Here is a 15,058-nt window from a genome sequence, read left to right as displayed (position 1 = left end):
CTCAGCCCACCGGCGCCGGCTCGGGGCGGGACCGGCCCGGCGGAGCCTCCGCCGCGGTGCGCCACCAGCGGTGCGACGCCAGGGCGGCCAGTGCGGCGCCGGCGGCGTTGAGCAGGACGTCGTCCACCGAGGACACCCGGTCCAGCCGCAGGACGTACTGCGCGGTCTCGACCATGATCGAGCAGCCTGCCCCGAGCGCGAGGATCCGCGGTACGGACGCCAGCGCCGCGAACCGCATCGGGGCGAAGAACCCCAGCGCCGCGAAGATCAGCAGGTTGCCGCCGATGCCGAGCGGCCCCATCGTGGGCAGATCCTGCAGTGGGAGCAGACTCACCCGGCCGGGGGCGACGCCGGCCTCCGGGCCGGGCATCATGGTGATCCATACGAACGGCACCGTGCCGTGGACCATGCCCAACTCGGCCAGCGACGTCCGCCACGCCGACGCGGCGCCGGCGGCACGCCGGACGCGCGCCAGAGCCCACGCCACCAGGGCGGACGGCGGCACCGCGACCAGTGTCATGAGCAGCACGCCGTTCTCCGTGCCGAGGCAGCCGTGCCACCGGCCGGCCGCGCAGCTCGGGGCGGCCATCAGGAGCGGCCGCCGCAGGACGAACGCCACGCCCGCCAGGCCGAGGACCGCCAGGCAGGCGAGCACGATCCCGCGCGTACGGCGGGGCGGTGCTGACAGGGATGCACTCCGGTTCATGCCTCCCATCGAAGGGGGAGGGCCGTTGCGGGGACGTATGCGATTTTCGATACGCCGGCGATACACGGAGTCCCCGGCCGTCCCCGGCCGTCCCCGGCCGTCCCCCGACGCGGGCCGGGACGACGGGGCGGTGGCACGGCCGGTCGCACGCTCCGTCAATGATCGTTACCATCACGTGATTCACGTCACAAAAGCCATGATTTTTCGGACTGATCACGGAAGTGTGACAAGCGTCATATTTGCCCGGTGAAATCGGCCCCTGAACAGTGGCCCGTCGATCGCCCGAGGCGTTTTCGATCTATGTATCTTTTGTGATTCCTTTGCCCTCTCCTGGGAAACAGGGGTAACTTCTGGCGTCGCGGCGAGCAAGCCATGCCACCGCGCCGGGCCCGGCCCGTCATGCCGGCGCCTGTCAAAGATCCATAAAGATCCATTCGGCCGTCGCACCCTGCGAGGAGCGCTCCCACCTGCGACGGCCTGCCGAATCCGTGCAGCCAGGAGGCACGGAACCGGGGACCCACCGGCCCGACACGTGGCCAGGGGTGAATCGGCGCGCCCGACGCGCCGTAGGGCTTCTTCCCGGCCCGAACCCGTCAGCTAACCCGGTAGGCGTCAGCGGAAGTCCCAAGGAGAAATCCTGTCTACCACCCCGCGTAACCCCCGTTCGTCGCGCTTTTTCCGCGTTTGCGCCAGTGGTTTCGCCCTCACCGTGACGGCCTCGGCCGGAGCGGTCACGATGGGCTCCCCGGCGGCGCTGGCCGACACGGGAACCGGTCCCGTTCTCCAGGTCAGGAGCACCGCCTCTCAGGTTGAGAGGCCGGTCGCCGCCTCCGCCGCCTCCGCGGCGCACACCAGCGCCAAGAAGACGGCGAAGGCGAAGAAGACCACGCTGAGCAGGACCGCACTGCAGAAGGTGAAGGCGTCCAAGGCCGTCTCGGCGGCCAAGAAGCAGATCGGCGATCCGTACCGGTGGGGAGCCTCCGGTCCCGGCGCGTTCGACTGCTCCGGTCTCGTCCGGTACGCGTGGCGCAAGGCCGGCGTCTCCCTCCCCAGGGTCACGAACAGTCAGTACCGAGCCGTGCGGAAGAAGGTCTCGTGGAGCAGCCTGCGCCCCGGTGACCTGCTGTTCTTCTACGGCAAGGGCCACGTGGGCATGTACGTCGGCAAGGGGAAGATGGTCCACTCCCCGAGCAGCGGCAAGACCGTCAGGGTCGTCCCCCTGAAGGGGTACTACCGGTCCTCCTTCTCCGGGGCGGTCCGTCCCGGAGCCTGACGGATCCCGGCCGCCGCCCCCCTGGGGCGGCCGGGAAGACGGCCCCGCCCGTCCCTTCGAAGGGACGGGCGGGGCCGCCGCGCGTCCGGGGCCGGTCGCTAACATCGGACGTGTGCGCGTCCCGACAGAGCGTCGTGCCGTGCTCGCCGGAACCCTGACACTGGCGGTCGCCGCCCTGGCCACCGGCGCGGGCCCGTTCCCCGCGCCGCGCGACCCGTGGCCCGGCGGCTCCGTCACCGTCCGCGGCGAGCACTCCGTCGTGATCGGCCACCGCGTCCCGGCGGCCCGCCTCGCCGACCTGGCGGCCGGCGCCGACCGCGCCCGCCGTACGGTCCTCGACGTCTGGGGGCCGGTCCGGGCGGTGGTCCTGTTCCCCGCGGACGACGCAGAGGCGGCGGCGCTGGCCGGCGCCGCGCCCGCCGCCGTCGCCGGCCTGGCCGCGCTGGCCGACGCGGGCCGGGTGATCGTCCTGCCGTCGGGGTACGCCAGGCTGAGCGGGACCGGCCGGGACGTGGTGCTCGCCCACGAGCTCACCCACGTGGCCACCGGCGCCACCCGCGGCGGCCGGGTGCCGGTCTGGCTGTCGGAGGGGTTCGCCGACTACGTCGGTTACCGTGACGCCGGGATCGCGGTCCCGGCGGCCGCCGCCGAACTGGCCGCCGAGGTGCGCGCGGGCCGCCTGCCCGAGCGGCTCCCCGGCCCCGCCGACTTCGCCGCGGACGCCCCCCGGCGGGCGCAGGCGTACGAGGAGGCGTGGCTCGCCTGCCACTACGTCGCGCGGCGGTACGGCGAGCGGACGCTGGTGAGGCTCTACGGTAGCGATGTCGGCGATGTGCTGGGCCTGTCCCCGGCGGAGTTCGCCGCCGGCTGGCGCGACCACCTGAGAAGGGAGCTGGGTTGACGTCCTCCCCACGCCCGAGGGCGGTGTCCCGGCGATCGGCCGCGCCGGATGCGGCCGACGCCGCAGCGGCGGCGGTCGTGCCCGGGGGGTGGCGGCCCGCCGGATGGGCGCTGGCCGCCCTGGGCGCGGCCACGGTCGCGGTCGTGGCGCTCACCACGCCCTGGCGGGCCCTGCCGTCCGCCGCCCCGGCCGTCGCGCCCGACCCGGCGCGCGACTTCACCGCCGGGCAGATCGCCCGCTCCGAGGCGTTCGACGCCGCGCTCACCGCGCCCGCCTACCTTTCGCTCGGGCTGACCCTCCTGGTCGCCGGGGTGCTGGTGGCAACCCCGCTGGGCGCCCGGCTGCTCGGACGGCTGCGCGGACCCCGGTGGGTGCGGGCGCTGCTCGGCGTCGCCGGGCTGTCCGCGGCGGTCGAGGCCCTACGCTGGCCGCTGGGCATGTGGTCGGAGACGCAGCTGCGCGCCTACGGCCTGTCCACCCAGACCTGGCCCTCCTGGACCGCGGACCGGCTCAAGGACATCGGTGTCCGGACCGCGCTGCTCGCGATCATGGTGCTCGCCGTGACGGTGCTGGCCGGGCGCTTCCGGCGCTGGTGGATACCCGCCGCGGCCGGCGCGTTCACGCTGACCGTGGCCGCGTCCTTCGCCTACCCGGTGGTCATCGAGCCGATCTTCAATGACTTCACGCCGATGGCGGCCGGGCCGCTGCGCGACGACCTGCTGGCCATGGCCGCCCGCGACGGCGTGCCCGTCGAGGACGTCCTGGTCGCCGACGCCTCCCGGCGCACCACCGCGCTCAACGCCTACGTCTCCGGGTTCGGCGCGACCCGCAGGATCGTGGTCTACGACACCCTGCTCCGGGCGCCCGCGAAAGAGGTCGAGCTGGTGGTGGCGCACGAGCTGGGCCACGCGAAGGCGGGCGACGTGCTGTACGGCACGCTCGTCGGGGGGCTGGGCGCCGCCTTCGGCGCCTGCCTGCTGTACCTGGTGCTCGCCGCGGGCCCCGTACGGCGTCGCGCCGGCGTCGCCTCGGCGGCCGACCCGCGGGCCGTGGGCCTGATCATGGGGTTGCTGAGCCTGGCCACGGTCCTGTCCGGGCCCGCGCAGAACCTGGTCAGCAGGCAGATCGAGGCCCGCGCCGACGCGCACGCGCTGGAGCTGACCCGCGACCCGGAGACGTTCGCCGCGATGCAGCGGCGCCTGTCGGTCACCAACGTCTCCGACCTGTCGCCGGACTTCCTGGAATACGTCCTCTACGGTTCTCACCCGACGACGCCGCAACGGATCGCCATGGCGCGCTCATGGGCCCGGCTGAACGGCGTCCCGGAGCCGTGAGCCGCGCGCTGTTCCTCACCAACGACTTCCCGCCCCGGCCCGGGGGCATCCAGGCGTTCGTGCGCGGCCTGGCCGACGGCCGCCCGCCGGACTCGGTGGTCGTCTACGCCCCCCGCTGGCCCGGCTGCGACGACTTCGACGCCCGCCGGCCGTACCCGGTCGTGCGCCACCCCACCTCGCTGATGCTGCCCACGCGCGGGGTCGCCCGCCGGGCCGCCGAGGTCGTGGCGGCGTACGGCTGCGACACGGTGGTGTTCGGGGCGGCGGCCCCGCTCGGGCTGCTCGCGCCCGCGATGCGCGCCGCCGGGGCCCGCCGGATCGTCATGGTCACCCACGGGCACGAGGCGGCCTGGGCCGGCGTCCCCGGCGCCCGCGGGCTGCTGGCGAGGATCGGCGGGCACGCCGACGTGGTCACCTACCTGGGGGAGTACACCCGGCGGAGGCTGGAGCGGGTGATCCCCTCCGGCAGGCTGGCCCGGCTCGCGCCAGGCGTCGACACCGGGGCGTTCCGGCCCGGCGCGGGCGGGCATGAGGTGCGCGCGGCGCTGGGCCTGGGGGACCGGCCGGTCGTGGTCTGCCTGTCCAGGCTGGTACCGCGCAAGGGCCAGGACGTCCTGCTGCGGGCCTGGCCGCTCGTGCTGCGGGCCGTGCCGGAGGCCGTGCTGGTGATCGTCGGGGGCGGCCCGTACCGCCGCACCCTGGAACGGCTGGCCCGGCCGCTGGGCGACGCGGTCCGGATCACCGGGCCGGTGCCGTGGGCCGCGCTGCCGGCCCACCTCGACGCGGGCGACGTGTTCGCCATGCCGTGCCGTACCAGGCTGGGCGGCATCGACGTCGAGGGGCTCGGCATCGTCTACCTGGAGGCGTCGGCCAGCGGCCTGCCCGTGGTGGCGGGCTCCTCCGGCGGCGCGCCGGACGCGGTCCTGCCGGGGGAGACCGGCGTGGTGGTGGACGGCACCCGCCCGCGGGAGGTGGCGCGGGCCGTGACCGGGCTGCTGGAGGACCCGGAGCGGGCGCGGAAGATGGGCGAGCGCGGGCGCGACTGGGTCACCCGCGAGTGGGGCTGGGACCTGGTGTCCGCCCGCTTCGCCGAACTGCTGCGGGACCCGGCGTCCACCGGGTCGTGAGCCGGCGCCCGCCGGGCTGTGAGCCGGGGACCTCGTACGGCGGCGCCCGGCCCGCGACGGGCCGGGCGGAGGCGGTGCGGCGGGGGCGCCGGCGGTGCGGCCGGCCGTACGGTGTCAGCCGTACAGGGCGTCGATCCGGTCGGCGAAGTCGCGCATCACGAGGTTGCGCTTGATCTTGAGGCTGGGCGTGACGTGCCCGGTCTCCTCGGTGAGGTCGGTGTCGAGCACCGTGAACTTCTTGATCTGCTCGGCCTTGGACACCGACCGGTTGGCGGTGTCCACCGCCTTCTGCACCTCGGCGAGGACGGTCTGGTCGGTGCTGAGGTCGGCCAGGGAGGCCCCCTCCCTGCCGTTGGTCTTCTTCCACTGCTCGAGGGCCTCGGGGTCGAGGGTCACGAGCGCGGAGACGAACGGCCGGCCGTCGCCGACCACCATCGCCTGGCTGACCAGCGGGTGGGCGCGGATGAGGTCCTCCAGCGGGCCGGGCGCGACGTTCTTGCCGGCGGCGGTGACGAGGATCTCCTTCTTGCGGCCGGTGATGCGGAGGTAGCCGTCCCCGTCCAGCTCGCCGACGTCGCCGCTGTGGAACCAGCCGTCGGCGTCGATCGCCTCGGCGGTGGCCTTCTCGTCCTTCCAGTAGCCGTGGAAGACGTGACGGCCCTTGATCAGGATCTCGCCGTCGTCGGCGACGGCGAGCGTGACGCCCGGGAACGGCTTGCCGACGGTGCCGATCTTGTTGGCGCCGGGCATGTTGACCGCGGACGGCGCGGAGGTCTCGGTCAGGCCCCAGCCCTCGAAGACCTCGATGCCCGCGCCGCGGAAGAAGTGGCCGAGCCGCTCGCCCAGCGCCGAGCCGCCCGACACCGCGGCCGACAGTTTCCCGCCGGTGGCCGCGCGGAGCTTCCGGTACACCAGCCGGTCGAACACGGCGCGCTTGACCGTCAGGCCGAGCCCGGCGCCGCCCGCGGACTCGGCGCGGCTCCAGGCGATGGCGACGTCGACGGCGGCGTGGAAGATCTTGCCCTTGCCGCCGGCGGCGGCCGTCTGCTCGGCGCCGTTGTAGACCTTCTCGAACACCCGGGGCACGCCCAGCAGGAACGTCGGCATGGTGGCCTGGAGGTCGGGCGCGACGTTCTTCATGTTGGGGGTGTGGGCGATGACGGTGCCCGTCTCGACGAGCACGATCTCGATCATGCGGGCGAAGACGTGCGCGAGGGGCAGGAACAGCAGCGCCGCCCGGTCCTCGGTGGTGAACAGGGCCTCCAGCGGGCCGGCCGCCACGTTCCGCGCGGTGAACAGCAGGTTGTCGTGGGTCAGCCGGCAGCCCTTGGGCCGGCCGGTGGTGCCGGAGGTGTAGACGATGGTGGCCAGGTCGGCGATGCCGCGGGAGGTCCTGCGCTCGGTCAGGGTCTCGTCGGGCACCCCGGCCCCGGCCGCGCTCAGCTCCTCCAGGGCCCCGCCGTCGATGCGCCAGACGTCCTTGAGGTCCGGCAGCTCGTCCGTCACCTCGCGGACCGTCTCCTCGTGCGAGGCGAGCTCCACGAAGGCGGCCCTGGCGCCGCTGTCGGAGACGATCCACTTCACCTGGTCGGCGGAGGAGGTCTCGTAGATCGGGACGCCCACCGCGCCGGCGGCCCAGATCGCGTAGTCGGCGACGGTCCACTCGTAGCGGGTGCGCGACATCAGGGCGACCCGGTCGCCGGGCTCGATCCCGGCGCTGATCAGACCCTTGGCCAGGGCGGCGACCTGGTCGCGGAACTCCCCGGCGGTGACGTCCTTCCACTCCTCGCCGACCTTGCGGCGCATGACCACGGCGCCCGGCTCCCGATCGGCACGCTGGAACACCGTGTCGGTCAGATTGGCGGAGGGGGGGACATCCACCAGCACGGGGACGCTGTACTCGCGCACGGGCACTCCTGAGGTCACACGGATCGATGGGTCTGCCTGAGGTTCGACGCGACATGTTACGCGTGGGTAAGGCCGCCGACCAGGCGTTGTCCGAGGCGGATTCACGGTATCAGCCCAGCCGTCCGGGACGGTCGCACCGTACCGGTCGCGAATTGATTGTTACTTATGTCCGCTTTCTTGGCCCGGTTAGGATGTCCGCCATGCGGGTTCATGTCGTCAGTGATGTGCACGGTAGGACCGACGCCCTGGCCCGCGCGGGAGAGGGGGCCGACGCGCTCGTCTGCCTCGGGGACCTCATCCTGTTCGTCGACTACGACGACCACTCCCGGGGCATCTTCGCCGAGCTGTTCGGCGCCGAGCAGGCCGCCCGCTTCATCGCCCTGCGCACGGCCAGGCGGTTCGGCGAGGCGCGGGAGATGTCGGCGGCGCTGTGGGCCTCGCTCGGCGGCGACCCCCGCGACCACATCGAGCGCGCCGTCCGCAGGCAGTACGAGGAGACCTTCGCCGCGATGCCGGCCCCGGCCTACCTCACCCACGGGAACGTCGACCTGCCCCGCCTGTGGCCCGACTACCTGCGCGAGGGCCACCGCGTGCTCGACGGGGAGACCGTGGAGATCGGCGGCCTGCGGTTCGGCTTCGTCGGGGGCGGGCTGCGCACGCAGTACCGGACGCCGAACGAGATCGACGACGAGGAGTTCGCCCGCAAGGTGGAGGCCGTCGGCGAGGTGGACGTCCTCTGCTGCCACATCCCCCCGGCCGTCCCCGAACTGCTCTACGACGTGGTCGCCCGGCGCTTCGAGCGGGGCAGCGAGGCCACGCTGGAGGCGATCAGGCGGACGCAGCCGCGCTACGCCCTGTTCGGGCACGTCCACCAGCCCCTGTCGCCGCGCACCCGGATCGGCCGGACCGAGTGCGTCAACGTGGGTCACTTCCGCGGCCGGGGAACGCCCTTCGTCCTCGAATGGTGAGCCGGGCGCGCGGCGGTGATCCGGGGAGAGCGGAAACGAGTACGGTAACCCCATGGCTGATCGCACCTCCTCCAGCATCACGATCGACGCCGCCCGCCCGGCCGTCATGGCCGTGATCGCCGACTTCCCCGCCTATCCCCGGTGGGCCGGCCAGGTGAAGGAGGCCGAGGTCCTGTCCACCGGGCCGGACGGCCGCCCGGCCGAGGTCCGGTTCGTCCTGGACGCGGGCGTCATCAACGACGAGTACACCCTCGCCTACACCTGGGACGGCGAGGAGTCGGTCGGCTGGCGGATCGCGAAGGAGGGCCGGATGATCTCCGGGCTCACCGGGCGTTACGTCCTGGACGAGCGGGGCGGCGGCACCGAGGTGACGTACGAGCTCACCGCGGACCTCAAGGTCCCGATGATCGGCATGATCAGGCGCAAGGCCGAGAAGGTCATCGTCGACACCGCCCTGAAGGGACTGAAGAAGCGCGTCGAGGCCGCATGAGCCGCGGCGGGCGGGCTCCGGCGGGCCTGGAGACCGTGCCGGGCCGTCCCCGGGTCATGGCGGCCCGTACCGGGGTCGCGCCGGGCCTGGAGGCCGCGTGAGCCGGGTCCTGCTGTTCACCGGCAAGGGCGGGGTCGGCAAGACGACCGTGGCGGCCGCCACCGCCGTCCTCGCCGCCCGCTCGGGGCGGAGGACGCTGGTGCTCTCCACCGACACCGCGCACTCGCTGGCCGACGCGCTGGGCGTGACGGCCGGGGACGGCCCCGCCGAGGTCGAGCCCGGCCTGCACCTGTACCAGGTGGACACCCAGAAGGCGCTGGAACGCCAGTGGGGCGAGCTGCGCGACTACGCCAGGGACGTCCTCGCCGACCTCGGCCTGGATGAGATCACCGCCGAGGAGATCACGGTGCTGCCCGGCGCGGAGGAGGTCATCGCGCTGCTGGAGCTGCGCGAGCAGGCCCGCGACGACCGGTGGGACGTGATCGTCGTCGACTGCGCGCCCACCGCCGAGACGCTCCGGCTGCTCGCCCTGCCCGAGGCCCTCGACTGGCACGTGAACCGGCTGCTGCCGACCGGCCGGCGGCTGCTGCGCGCGCTCTCTCCGGTGGTCCGCAGGGTGGCCCAGGTCAGCGTGCCGGAGGACCACGTGCTCGGCGCGGGGGAGCGCCTGCACCGGGGTCTGATGGAGGTCCGGGAGCTGCTCACCGGCCCGGACGCCAGTGTCCGGCTGGTCCTCACCCCCGAGGCCGTCGTGCTGGCCGAGGCCCGCCGTACGCTCACCTCGCTCAGCCTGTACGGCTACCGCGTCGACGCGGTGATCGCCAACCGGGTCTTCCCGGCGGGCGGTGCCGACCCGTGGCGGCGCGGCTGGGTGAAGGCCCAGACCGGCCGCCTGGCGGAGGTCCGCCAGTCGTTCTCTCCGCTGCCCCTGCACACGGTTCCCTACCTCGACGCCGAGCCGGTCGGCGCCGACTCGCTCGCCGAGGTCGCTGAGGCCGTGTACGGCGCGGCCGACCCCTTCGCGCCGCCCGCCGGGGACCCGCCGCTGCGGATCACCCCGGAGGGTGAGCTGGTCCTGGCGCTGCCGCTCGCCGAGCGGGACGAGGTGGACCTGGCGCGCAAGGGCGACGAGCTGATCGTCACCGCGGGCTCACACCGGCGGGTGCTGGCCCTGCCCGCCGCCCTGTCCCGCAGAAGGGTGCGTGAGGCGGTGCTCCGCGACGGGGTTCTCCGGGTACGGTTCGAGTCGGGAGGGCCAGATGACTGACATGACCGACAAGACCGGTAAAGCGGAAAGCGCCGGGTCTGACGCGCGGGACGACGTGTGGAGCGGCGTGAGCGACATCGCGCCGGACGGATCACGCGGCGACGCGCGGGACGACGTGTGGGGCGACGTGAGCGACGACGTGGGCGGCACGGTGCGGGACGCCCCACGCGGCACCCGGAACGACCCGCGCGGCGGCGTACGGGACGGCGCGCCCGGCCACGCCCGGAACGACCCGCGCGGCGGTGCGCGGAACGACGCGCGCGGCGGCTCCGCGGACCCGCTGGGCGGCGCCGTCGAGGAGGCGTTCAAGCTCTTCGACTCCCTCCAGCAGCGGGCCGCCAGGGAGCTGGGCAAGAGCCTGGTCAGGGGCGCCGTCCGGGACGTCCGGGGCACCGTCGGCGGAGTCTTCGGCGGTGGCGGTGGCGGTGGCGGTGGCCGTACGGCCGGCCGGGACGTGTGGGAGGAGGCGGTGTCCGGGCACGACGAGTACATCTGCCGGGCCTGCCCCGTCTGCCGGGCGAAGGCGGACCGGCGGGACCGGGAACGCGAGTCGGGCGTCGCGGTCACCGACCACCTGGTGCAGGCGGGCAGCGAGCTGTTCGCCGCCTTCAGGACCGCCGTGGACGGCCTCAACCGGCCCTCGCCCGCACAGCGGGCCCGGGAGCGCCGTCGCGACGAGACCCCGGTGGAGCACATCGACCTGGGGTGACCCCCGAAGTGGAACGGCCGGGGGCGGACCCCGGCGAGAGAGGTTGAGAACATGGCGCTGACCATCGGCGTTGACATCGGCGGCACCAAGGTCGCGGCGGGTGTGGTGGACGAGGACGGCCACATCGTCGAGAACCTGCTGAGGCCCACCCCGGCCCAGAACCCCGAGAAGGTCGCCGAGACCATCGCCGAGGTGGTCAAGGAGCTGTCGGAGGACCGCTCGATCGAGGCCGTGGGGCTCGGCGCCGCCGGGTTCGTCGACGAGACGCGGTCCGTCGTGCGCTTCGCCCCCAACCTGGCCTGGCGTGAGGAGCCGCTGCAGAAGAAGGTCTCCGACCTCGTCGGCCTGCCCGTCGTGGTGGAGAACGACGCCAACGCGATGGCCTGGGCGGAGTCGCGGTTCGGCGCCGGGCGCGGCGAGACCCACCTGGTGTGCTTGACCGTCGGCACCGGCATCGGTGGCGGCATCGTGCTCGACGGCTCCCTCTACCGGGGGCGCTGGGGCATGGGCGCGGAGCTGGGCCACATGCAGGTGGTCCCCGGCGGGCGCCTGTGCGGGTGCGGCAACCTCGGCTGCTGGGAGCAGTACGCCAGCGGCAACGCCCTCGTCCACGAGGCCAAGGAGATCGCCGGCGCCGAGCCGGGCCGGGCGGCCCGGCTGCTGGAGATCGCCGGTGGCACGCCCGACCGCATCGAGGGCCAGGAGGTCACCGAGGCGGCGGGCGAGGGGGACCCGGCCGCGCTGGCCGCGTTCTCCTCGGTCGCGGGCTGGCTCGCCCAGGGGCTGGCCGATCTCACCGCGATCCTCGACCCGGGCTGCTTCGTGCTCGGCGGCGGCGTCTCGCGCGCCGCGGAGTTCTGGTTCGACGAGGTCCGCGACACCTACGCGCGGATCGTGACCGGCAGGGGGCACCGTCCGCTGGCCGAGATCCGCCTCGCCGAGCTGGGCGCGTCCGCGGGCCTGGTCGGCGCGGCCGACCTCGCCAGGAGGCGCTGACGCGGTGACGATCAGGGTCGCCGCCTACAACGTGCGCTCCATGAAGGACGACACCGCCGCCCTGGGCCGGGTGATCGCCGCGCTCCGCGCCGACGTGCTCTGCGTGCAGGAGGCGCCCCGGTTCCTGCGCTGGCGGAGCAGACGCCGGGAGCTGGCCGCCTTCGGCGGGCTGACGCCGGCGGCCGGCCTTCGCTCCGGAGGGGTGGCCGTCCTGGTCGGCCCGGACGTGCGGGTGCTGCACGGCGCGGGCCACCACCTGCGGTGGTTCCCCGGCCTGGAGCGCCGCGCGGTCGCGATCGCCGTGGTGGAGGCGCGCGGGCAGCGGCTGGCGGTCGGCTCGGTCCACCTCGACCTCGACCGGGGAGCCCGCCTGTACCACGCGGTCGAGGCGCTGGCCCTGCTGCGTGCGACGGCCCGCCGCTTCGACGCCCTGCCGGTGCTCGCCGGAGACCTCAACGAGCAGGCCCACGAGCCGGCCTGGCGCCACATCGCCGGACGGCTGGCCGACTGCCACCCCGTCTCGCCGCGCGGCGACGGCCTCACCTTCCCGGCGCGCGGGCCGCGGCTGCGCATCGACGCGATCTTCGCGGCCGGGGACCTCCGGGTGGTGTCCCGAGGCGGGGGCGGGGCCGACCCGGCCGATCTGACGGCGGCCACCGACCATCTGCCGGTGGTCGCGGAGCTGCGCCGTACGGCCGGCCGGAGCGGATGACCCCCCTCCCGGTGTGCCGAAGATGTCCCGGGAGGGGGGAGTGGCACACGTGATCCCCTCCGGCCCCGTACCATTTGGTGCATGACCCGTCGCCTTCCGCGGCGTGCGCTGGCGCTGTGCGCGGGAGGCATGCTCCTTCTGTCCTCGCACCCGCCCGCCGCGTTCGCCGAGCCCGCCGACCCTCCATCGGCCGGCGTCGTCTGGCAGACGCCGACCAGCGCTCGCCTGAGCAGCGACGGGTCGCTGTCCGACGTGGCCGGGGTCTCGGCGAGCAGCGCCTGGGCCGTGGGCCAGCAGAGCGTCTGGGACATCTGGCAGAGCCGCGGGGCGATCGCCCACTGGGACGGCTCGGCCTGGAGTGAGGTCGGCGTCCGGAACGACCCCACCGGGGCGGGCGTCCTGCGCTCGATCGCGGCGGCCTCCCCGACGGAGCTGTGGGCCGTCGGCGAGGGCCACGACGGCCTGCCGTACCTCGCGCGGGGGGACGGCACGGGCTTCGACCGGTTCGCCGTCGACGGGCTGCGCGTGGGCGACTGGCTGGGCGGGGTGGCCGCGACCGGCGGCCGGATGGTCTCGGTCGGCCGCCGCGGCAAGCAGCCGATGATCCTCACGGTGACCTCCGCCAAGCGGAAGGTCACCGCGCTCAAGGGCGAGGGCACGCTGTACGGCGTGGCGCTGTCCGGCAAGGACGACGGCTGGGCGGTGGGCGACGACGGCGACGGGCCGCTGCTCGCCCGGCTCTCCGGCGGGCGGTGGAAGACCGTCAAGGCCCCCGACATCCCCGACGGCTACCTCCGCGACGTCCACATCGACGGACCGAAGCGGGCACTGGCGGTCGGCGGCGTCTACCGGGGGGACTCCGGCGAGGCCGGTCCGCTGATCCTGTCGTGGAACGGCAAGAAGTGGTCCCGGGTGCGCGTGCGCGGAGACCGGATGAACCTGTACGGGGTCACCGGCGACCACAAGGGGCACTTCTGGATCTCCGGCGTGGACCTGAAACGGCCGGGGGAGGCGTTCCTGCTGCGGTACGACGGCCGCACGCTCAAGTCCGTGCGCGGCGCCCCGGCCGAGGCCCGGCGCACCGTCCGGCTCCAGTCGGTCGCCTACCTCCCCAAGGACGGCGGCGTGCTGGCCGTGGGCCACGTCGTGGACGCCAAGGGCCGCTACACCGACGTCATCGAGCGGTTCGGCCTCCCGGAGCGGGCCAAATCCTGACCCGCCCGGCGGGACGCCGCGCCGGACCACGGCGTCGCGGTCCGGCCCGCCCGGCCGTGTGCGGCGCCGGACCACGGCGTCGCCTGGCCCGTCCGTTCGCGCGCCGCGTCAGATCACGGCGCCGTCGTCCCAGCCGGAGTCGCTGGGCGGCCCGTCGCCCATCCGCACCACCAGCGCCACGAAGCCGCCGATGAACGCGGCGACCGCGGTGAAGAGCACCCAGCCGGGCAGGCTCCAGTCGAGAGCCGCGCTGAGCAGCAGGTAGGCCGGACCGCCGAACAGGCCGAGCCAGGCGATCTTCGTGGTGGCGTCGGTCTTGGGCAGCGGGGGCGGCGGCGGGGGCACGTAGTGGCCCTCGTCCGTCTCCTCGCGGTCCTCCGGGTCCTCCCGGCCGTCGTCGCCGGGAGCGTCGCCGTCGCCGTAGTCGTCCTCGGCGAGGAGTTCCTCGTCCGAGCGCCGGACCACCCGCGGGGCGGGCTCCGCCGGGAGGTTCTCGCTGTCCGGCCACGGCTGATCCGCCGAGTCGCGCTCGGCGGTGTCATTGAAGGACGCGACGATCTGACGCCAGACCTCGTCCTCATCGCTCTGCGGCGTCACCTAGCTGGGCCCGTCACTCATCGGGCGGCCTCTTTCTCCCGGAAACCGCACATCCCCCACCCGCGTTCAACTTCCTTGCAAGGGTACAGAGGCGTTCGTGTCGATGAACTCCAGGCTCCTCGCAAAGATCTGTTCGGCGTCGTTGTCGAGCGTCGCGACGTGATAGCTGTCGCGGAGTTCCACCACATCGAGATTCCCCCTCGTCAGCTTCTCACGCAGAATGCGCACACTGGTCGGTTTCACCACATGGTCCTGCGGGCTGTGGAATACCAGCACCGGCTGGGTGATTCTTTCCAGGTCGGCCTGGGTCAGCGCCCACAGCCGGGGGAGGGTGGCGGCGGCCTTGACCGGCGTGCGCGTGTACCCCAGCTCGGACACCCCCTCCTTCTTGATGTCCCCGGCCACTCCCGGCACGGAGGAGACCACCAGCCGCAGCAGCGGCGCGAGTCTCAGCAGTGGGACGTCGTTGGCCACCGAAGGGTTGACGACCACCACGCCCCTGATCGCCCGGCCGTGCACCTCGGCCAGCCGCAGCGCCAGACAGCCGCCCAGCGACAGGCCCATCACGAACACCTCGGCGCAGTCGGCCCGCAGCCGGGCCAGCGCCTTGTCCAGCTCGGCGTACCAGTCCTCCCAGCGGGTGTGGCTCATCTCCTGCCAGGTGGTGCCGTGGCCCGGCAGCCGGGGCAGCGACACGGTCAGGCCGGCCGCGGCGAGATACTCGCCCCAGGGACGCAGCGACTGGGGCGAGCCGGTGAACCCATGACAGAGCAGCACGCCGATCTGTCCACCTCTGTGGTGGTACGGTTCCGCACCAGGCATGACTGGCATCGCAGCTCCTTGTCAGGTCCGCCC

At 73.9% G+C, this 15,058-nt stretch carries 15 protein-coding genes and 1 riboswitch; of the genes, 11 read left to right on the top strand and 4 right to left on the bottom strand.

The features are described from left to right. Position 1 precedes the first annotated feature (1 nt). The gene (locus ACFYSC_RS01320; protein WP_389955011.1) at positions 2 to 706 is read right to left on the bottom strand and encodes a VanZ family protein; all 705 of its coding nucleotides are present in this window, start codon (positions 704 to 706) and stop codon (positions 2 to 4) included. 468 nt (positions 707 to 1,174) lie between these two features. Continuing rightward, positions 1,175 to 1,333, top strand: a riboswitch (cyclic di-AMP (ydaO/yuaA leader). Between the two features lie 82 nt (positions 1,334 to 1,415). On the opposite strand from ACFYSC_RS01320, the gene ACFYSC_RS01315 reads away from it, so the two are divergent. The 4 genes from ACFYSC_RS01315 to ACFYSC_RS01300 all read left to right on the top strand — a co-directional run bounded on the left by ACFYSC_RS01315 (position 1,416) and on the right by ACFYSC_RS01300 (position 5,341). Next, positions 1,416 to 1,979, top strand: coding sequence for a C40 family peptidase (locus ACFYSC_RS01315; protein ID WP_389955009.1), 564 nt, complete (start codon positions 1,416 to 1,418; stop codon positions 1,977 to 1,979). A gap of 112 nt (positions 1,980 to 2,091) precedes the next feature. Continuing rightward, the gene (locus tag ACFYSC_RS01310) at positions 2,092 to 2,880 is read left to right on the top strand and encodes a hypothetical protein (protein ID WP_389955006.1); all 789 of its coding nucleotides are present in this window, start codon (positions 2,092 to 2,094) and stop codon (positions 2,878 to 2,880) included. Continuing rightward, complete coding sequence (locus ACFYSC_RS01305; RefSeq protein WP_389955004.1) at positions 2,877 to 4,214, top strand: M48 family metallopeptidase; 1,338 nt, start codon at positions 2,877 to 2,879, stop codon at positions 4,212 to 4,214. Before ACFYSC_RS01310 ends, ACFYSC_RS01305 begins: the two co-directional genes overlap by 4 nt. Next, complete coding sequence (locus tag ACFYSC_RS01300; protein ID WP_389955000.1) at positions 4,211 to 5,341, top strand: glycosyltransferase family 4 protein; 1,131 nt, start codon at positions 4,211 to 4,213, stop codon at positions 5,339 to 5,341. Before ACFYSC_RS01305 ends, ACFYSC_RS01300 begins: the two co-directional genes overlap by 4 nt. Before the next feature lie 114 nt (positions 5,342 to 5,455). On the opposite strand, the gene ACFYSC_RS01295 is transcribed toward ACFYSC_RS01300, so the two are convergent. Continuing rightward, positions 5,456 to 7,249 carry an AMP-dependent synthetase/ligase gene (locus ACFYSC_RS01295; RefSeq protein ID WP_389954998.1) on the bottom strand — a complete coding sequence of 598 codons (1,794 nt, stop codon included), beginning with the start codon at positions 7,247 to 7,249 and terminating at the stop codon, positions 5,456 to 5,458. A gap of 200 nt (positions 7,250 to 7,449) precedes the next feature. Between ACFYSC_RS01295 and ACFYSC_RS01290 the strand changes: the two genes are divergently transcribed. The 7 genes from ACFYSC_RS01290 to ACFYSC_RS01260 all read left to right on the top strand — a co-directional run bounded on the left by ACFYSC_RS01290 (position 7,450) and on the right by ACFYSC_RS01260 (position 13,606). Then, positions 7,450 to 8,217 carry a metallophosphoesterase gene (locus ACFYSC_RS01290; protein WP_389954995.1) on the top strand — a complete coding sequence of 256 codons (768 nt, stop codon included), beginning with the start codon at positions 7,450 to 7,452 and terminating at the stop codon, positions 8,215 to 8,217. A gap of 52 nt (positions 8,218 to 8,269) precedes the next feature. Continuing rightward, complete coding sequence (locus ACFYSC_RS01285; protein ID WP_389954992.1) at positions 8,270 to 8,707, top strand: SRPBCC family protein; 438 nt, start codon at positions 8,270 to 8,272, stop codon at positions 8,705 to 8,707. Positions 8,708 to 8,804: 97 nt separating this feature from the next. Further along, on the top strand, positions 8,805 to 9,974 hold the full coding sequence (locus tag ACFYSC_RS01280) for an ArsA family ATPase (RefSeq protein ID WP_389954989.1): 1,170 nt from the start codon (positions 8,805 to 8,807) through the stop codon (positions 9,972 to 9,974). Further along, entirely contained in the window at positions 9,967 to 10,683 is a 717-nt protein-coding gene (locus ACFYSC_RS01275) for a hypothetical protein (RefSeq protein WP_389954986.1), read from the top strand. The genes ACFYSC_RS01280 and ACFYSC_RS01275 overlap by 8 nt, the downstream gene beginning before the upstream one ends. Before the next feature lie 51 nt (positions 10,684 to 10,734). Beyond that, positions 10,735 to 11,679 (top strand): ROK family glucokinase, encoded by a 945-nt coding sequence (locus ACFYSC_RS01270; protein ID WP_389954984.1) that lies wholly within the window; start codon positions 10,735 to 10,737, stop codon positions 11,677 to 11,679. Positions 11,680 to 11,683: 4 nt separating this feature from the next. Continuing rightward, on the top strand, positions 11,684 to 12,391 hold the full coding sequence (locus ACFYSC_RS01265; RefSeq protein ID WP_389954981.1) for an endonuclease/exonuclease/phosphatase family protein: 708 nt from the start codon (positions 11,684 to 11,686) through the stop codon (positions 12,389 to 12,391). A gap of 81 nt (positions 12,392 to 12,472) precedes the next feature. After that, positions 12,473 to 13,606, top strand: a complete 1,134-nt coding sequence (locus tag ACFYSC_RS01260; RefSeq protein ID WP_389954979.1) for a hypothetical protein — start codon at positions 12,473 to 12,475, stop codon at positions 13,604 to 13,606. 108 nt (positions 13,607 to 13,714) lie between these two features. Here the strand turns inward: ACFYSC_RS01260 and ACFYSC_RS01255 are convergent, their stop codons facing one another. Together ACFYSC_RS01255 and ACFYSC_RS01250 are read right to left on the bottom strand one after the other, a co-directional pair. Beyond that, a complete protein-coding gene (locus ACFYSC_RS01255) occupies positions 13,715 to 14,203 on the bottom strand; it encodes a hypothetical protein (protein ID WP_362934372.1) in 489 nt (162 codons plus the stop codon). A 66-nt stretch (positions 14,204 to 14,269) separates the two neighbouring features. Continuing rightward, positions 14,270 to 15,034: an alpha/beta fold hydrolase gene (locus tag ACFYSC_RS01250; protein WP_362934375.1), complete on the bottom strand. Its 765-nt coding sequence runs from the start codon at positions 15,032 to 15,034 to the stop codon at positions 14,270 to 14,272. Positions 15,035 to 15,058: the final 24 nt, after the last annotated feature.

Origin of the sequence: Streptosporangium sp. NPDC004379 (assembly GCF_042873875.1) — a bacterium.
In the GTDB taxonomy this organism is placed as follows: domain Bacteria; phylum Actinomycetota; class Actinomycetes; order Streptosporangiales; family Streptosporangiaceae; genus Streptosporangium.
The sequence above is the reverse complement of the archived record's forward strand: the minus strand, read 5'-3'. Positions and strand labels throughout refer to the sequence as shown.

Coding starts and splice junctions, on each gene's coding strand:
- ACFYSC_RS01275 (WP_389954986.1), top strand. CDS start 9,967: ATGACTGACATGACCGACAAGACCGGTAAAGCGGAAAGCGCCGGGTCT.
- ACFYSC_RS01260 (WP_389954979.1), top strand. CDS start 12,473: ATGACCCGTCGCCTTCCGCGGCGTGCGCTGGCGCTGTGCGCGGGAGGC.
- ACFYSC_RS01270 (WP_389954984.1), top strand. CDS start 10,735: ATGGCGCTGACCATCGGCGTTGACATCGGCGGCACCAAGGTCGCGGCG.
- ACFYSC_RS01290 (WP_389954995.1), top strand. CDS start 7,450: ATGCGGGTTCATGTCGTCAGTGATGTGCACGGTAGGACCGACGCCCTG.
- ACFYSC_RS01285 (WP_389954992.1), top strand. CDS start 8,270: ATGGCTGATCGCACCTCCTCCAGCATCACGATCGACGCCGCCCGCCCG.
- ACFYSC_RS01250 (WP_362934375.1), bottom strand. CDS start 15,034: ATGCCAGTCATGCCTGGTGCGGAACCGTACCACCACAGAGGTGGACAG.
- ACFYSC_RS01320 (WP_389955011.1), bottom strand. CDS start 706: ATGAACCGGAGTGCATCCCTGTCAGCACCGCCCCGCCGTACGCGCGGG.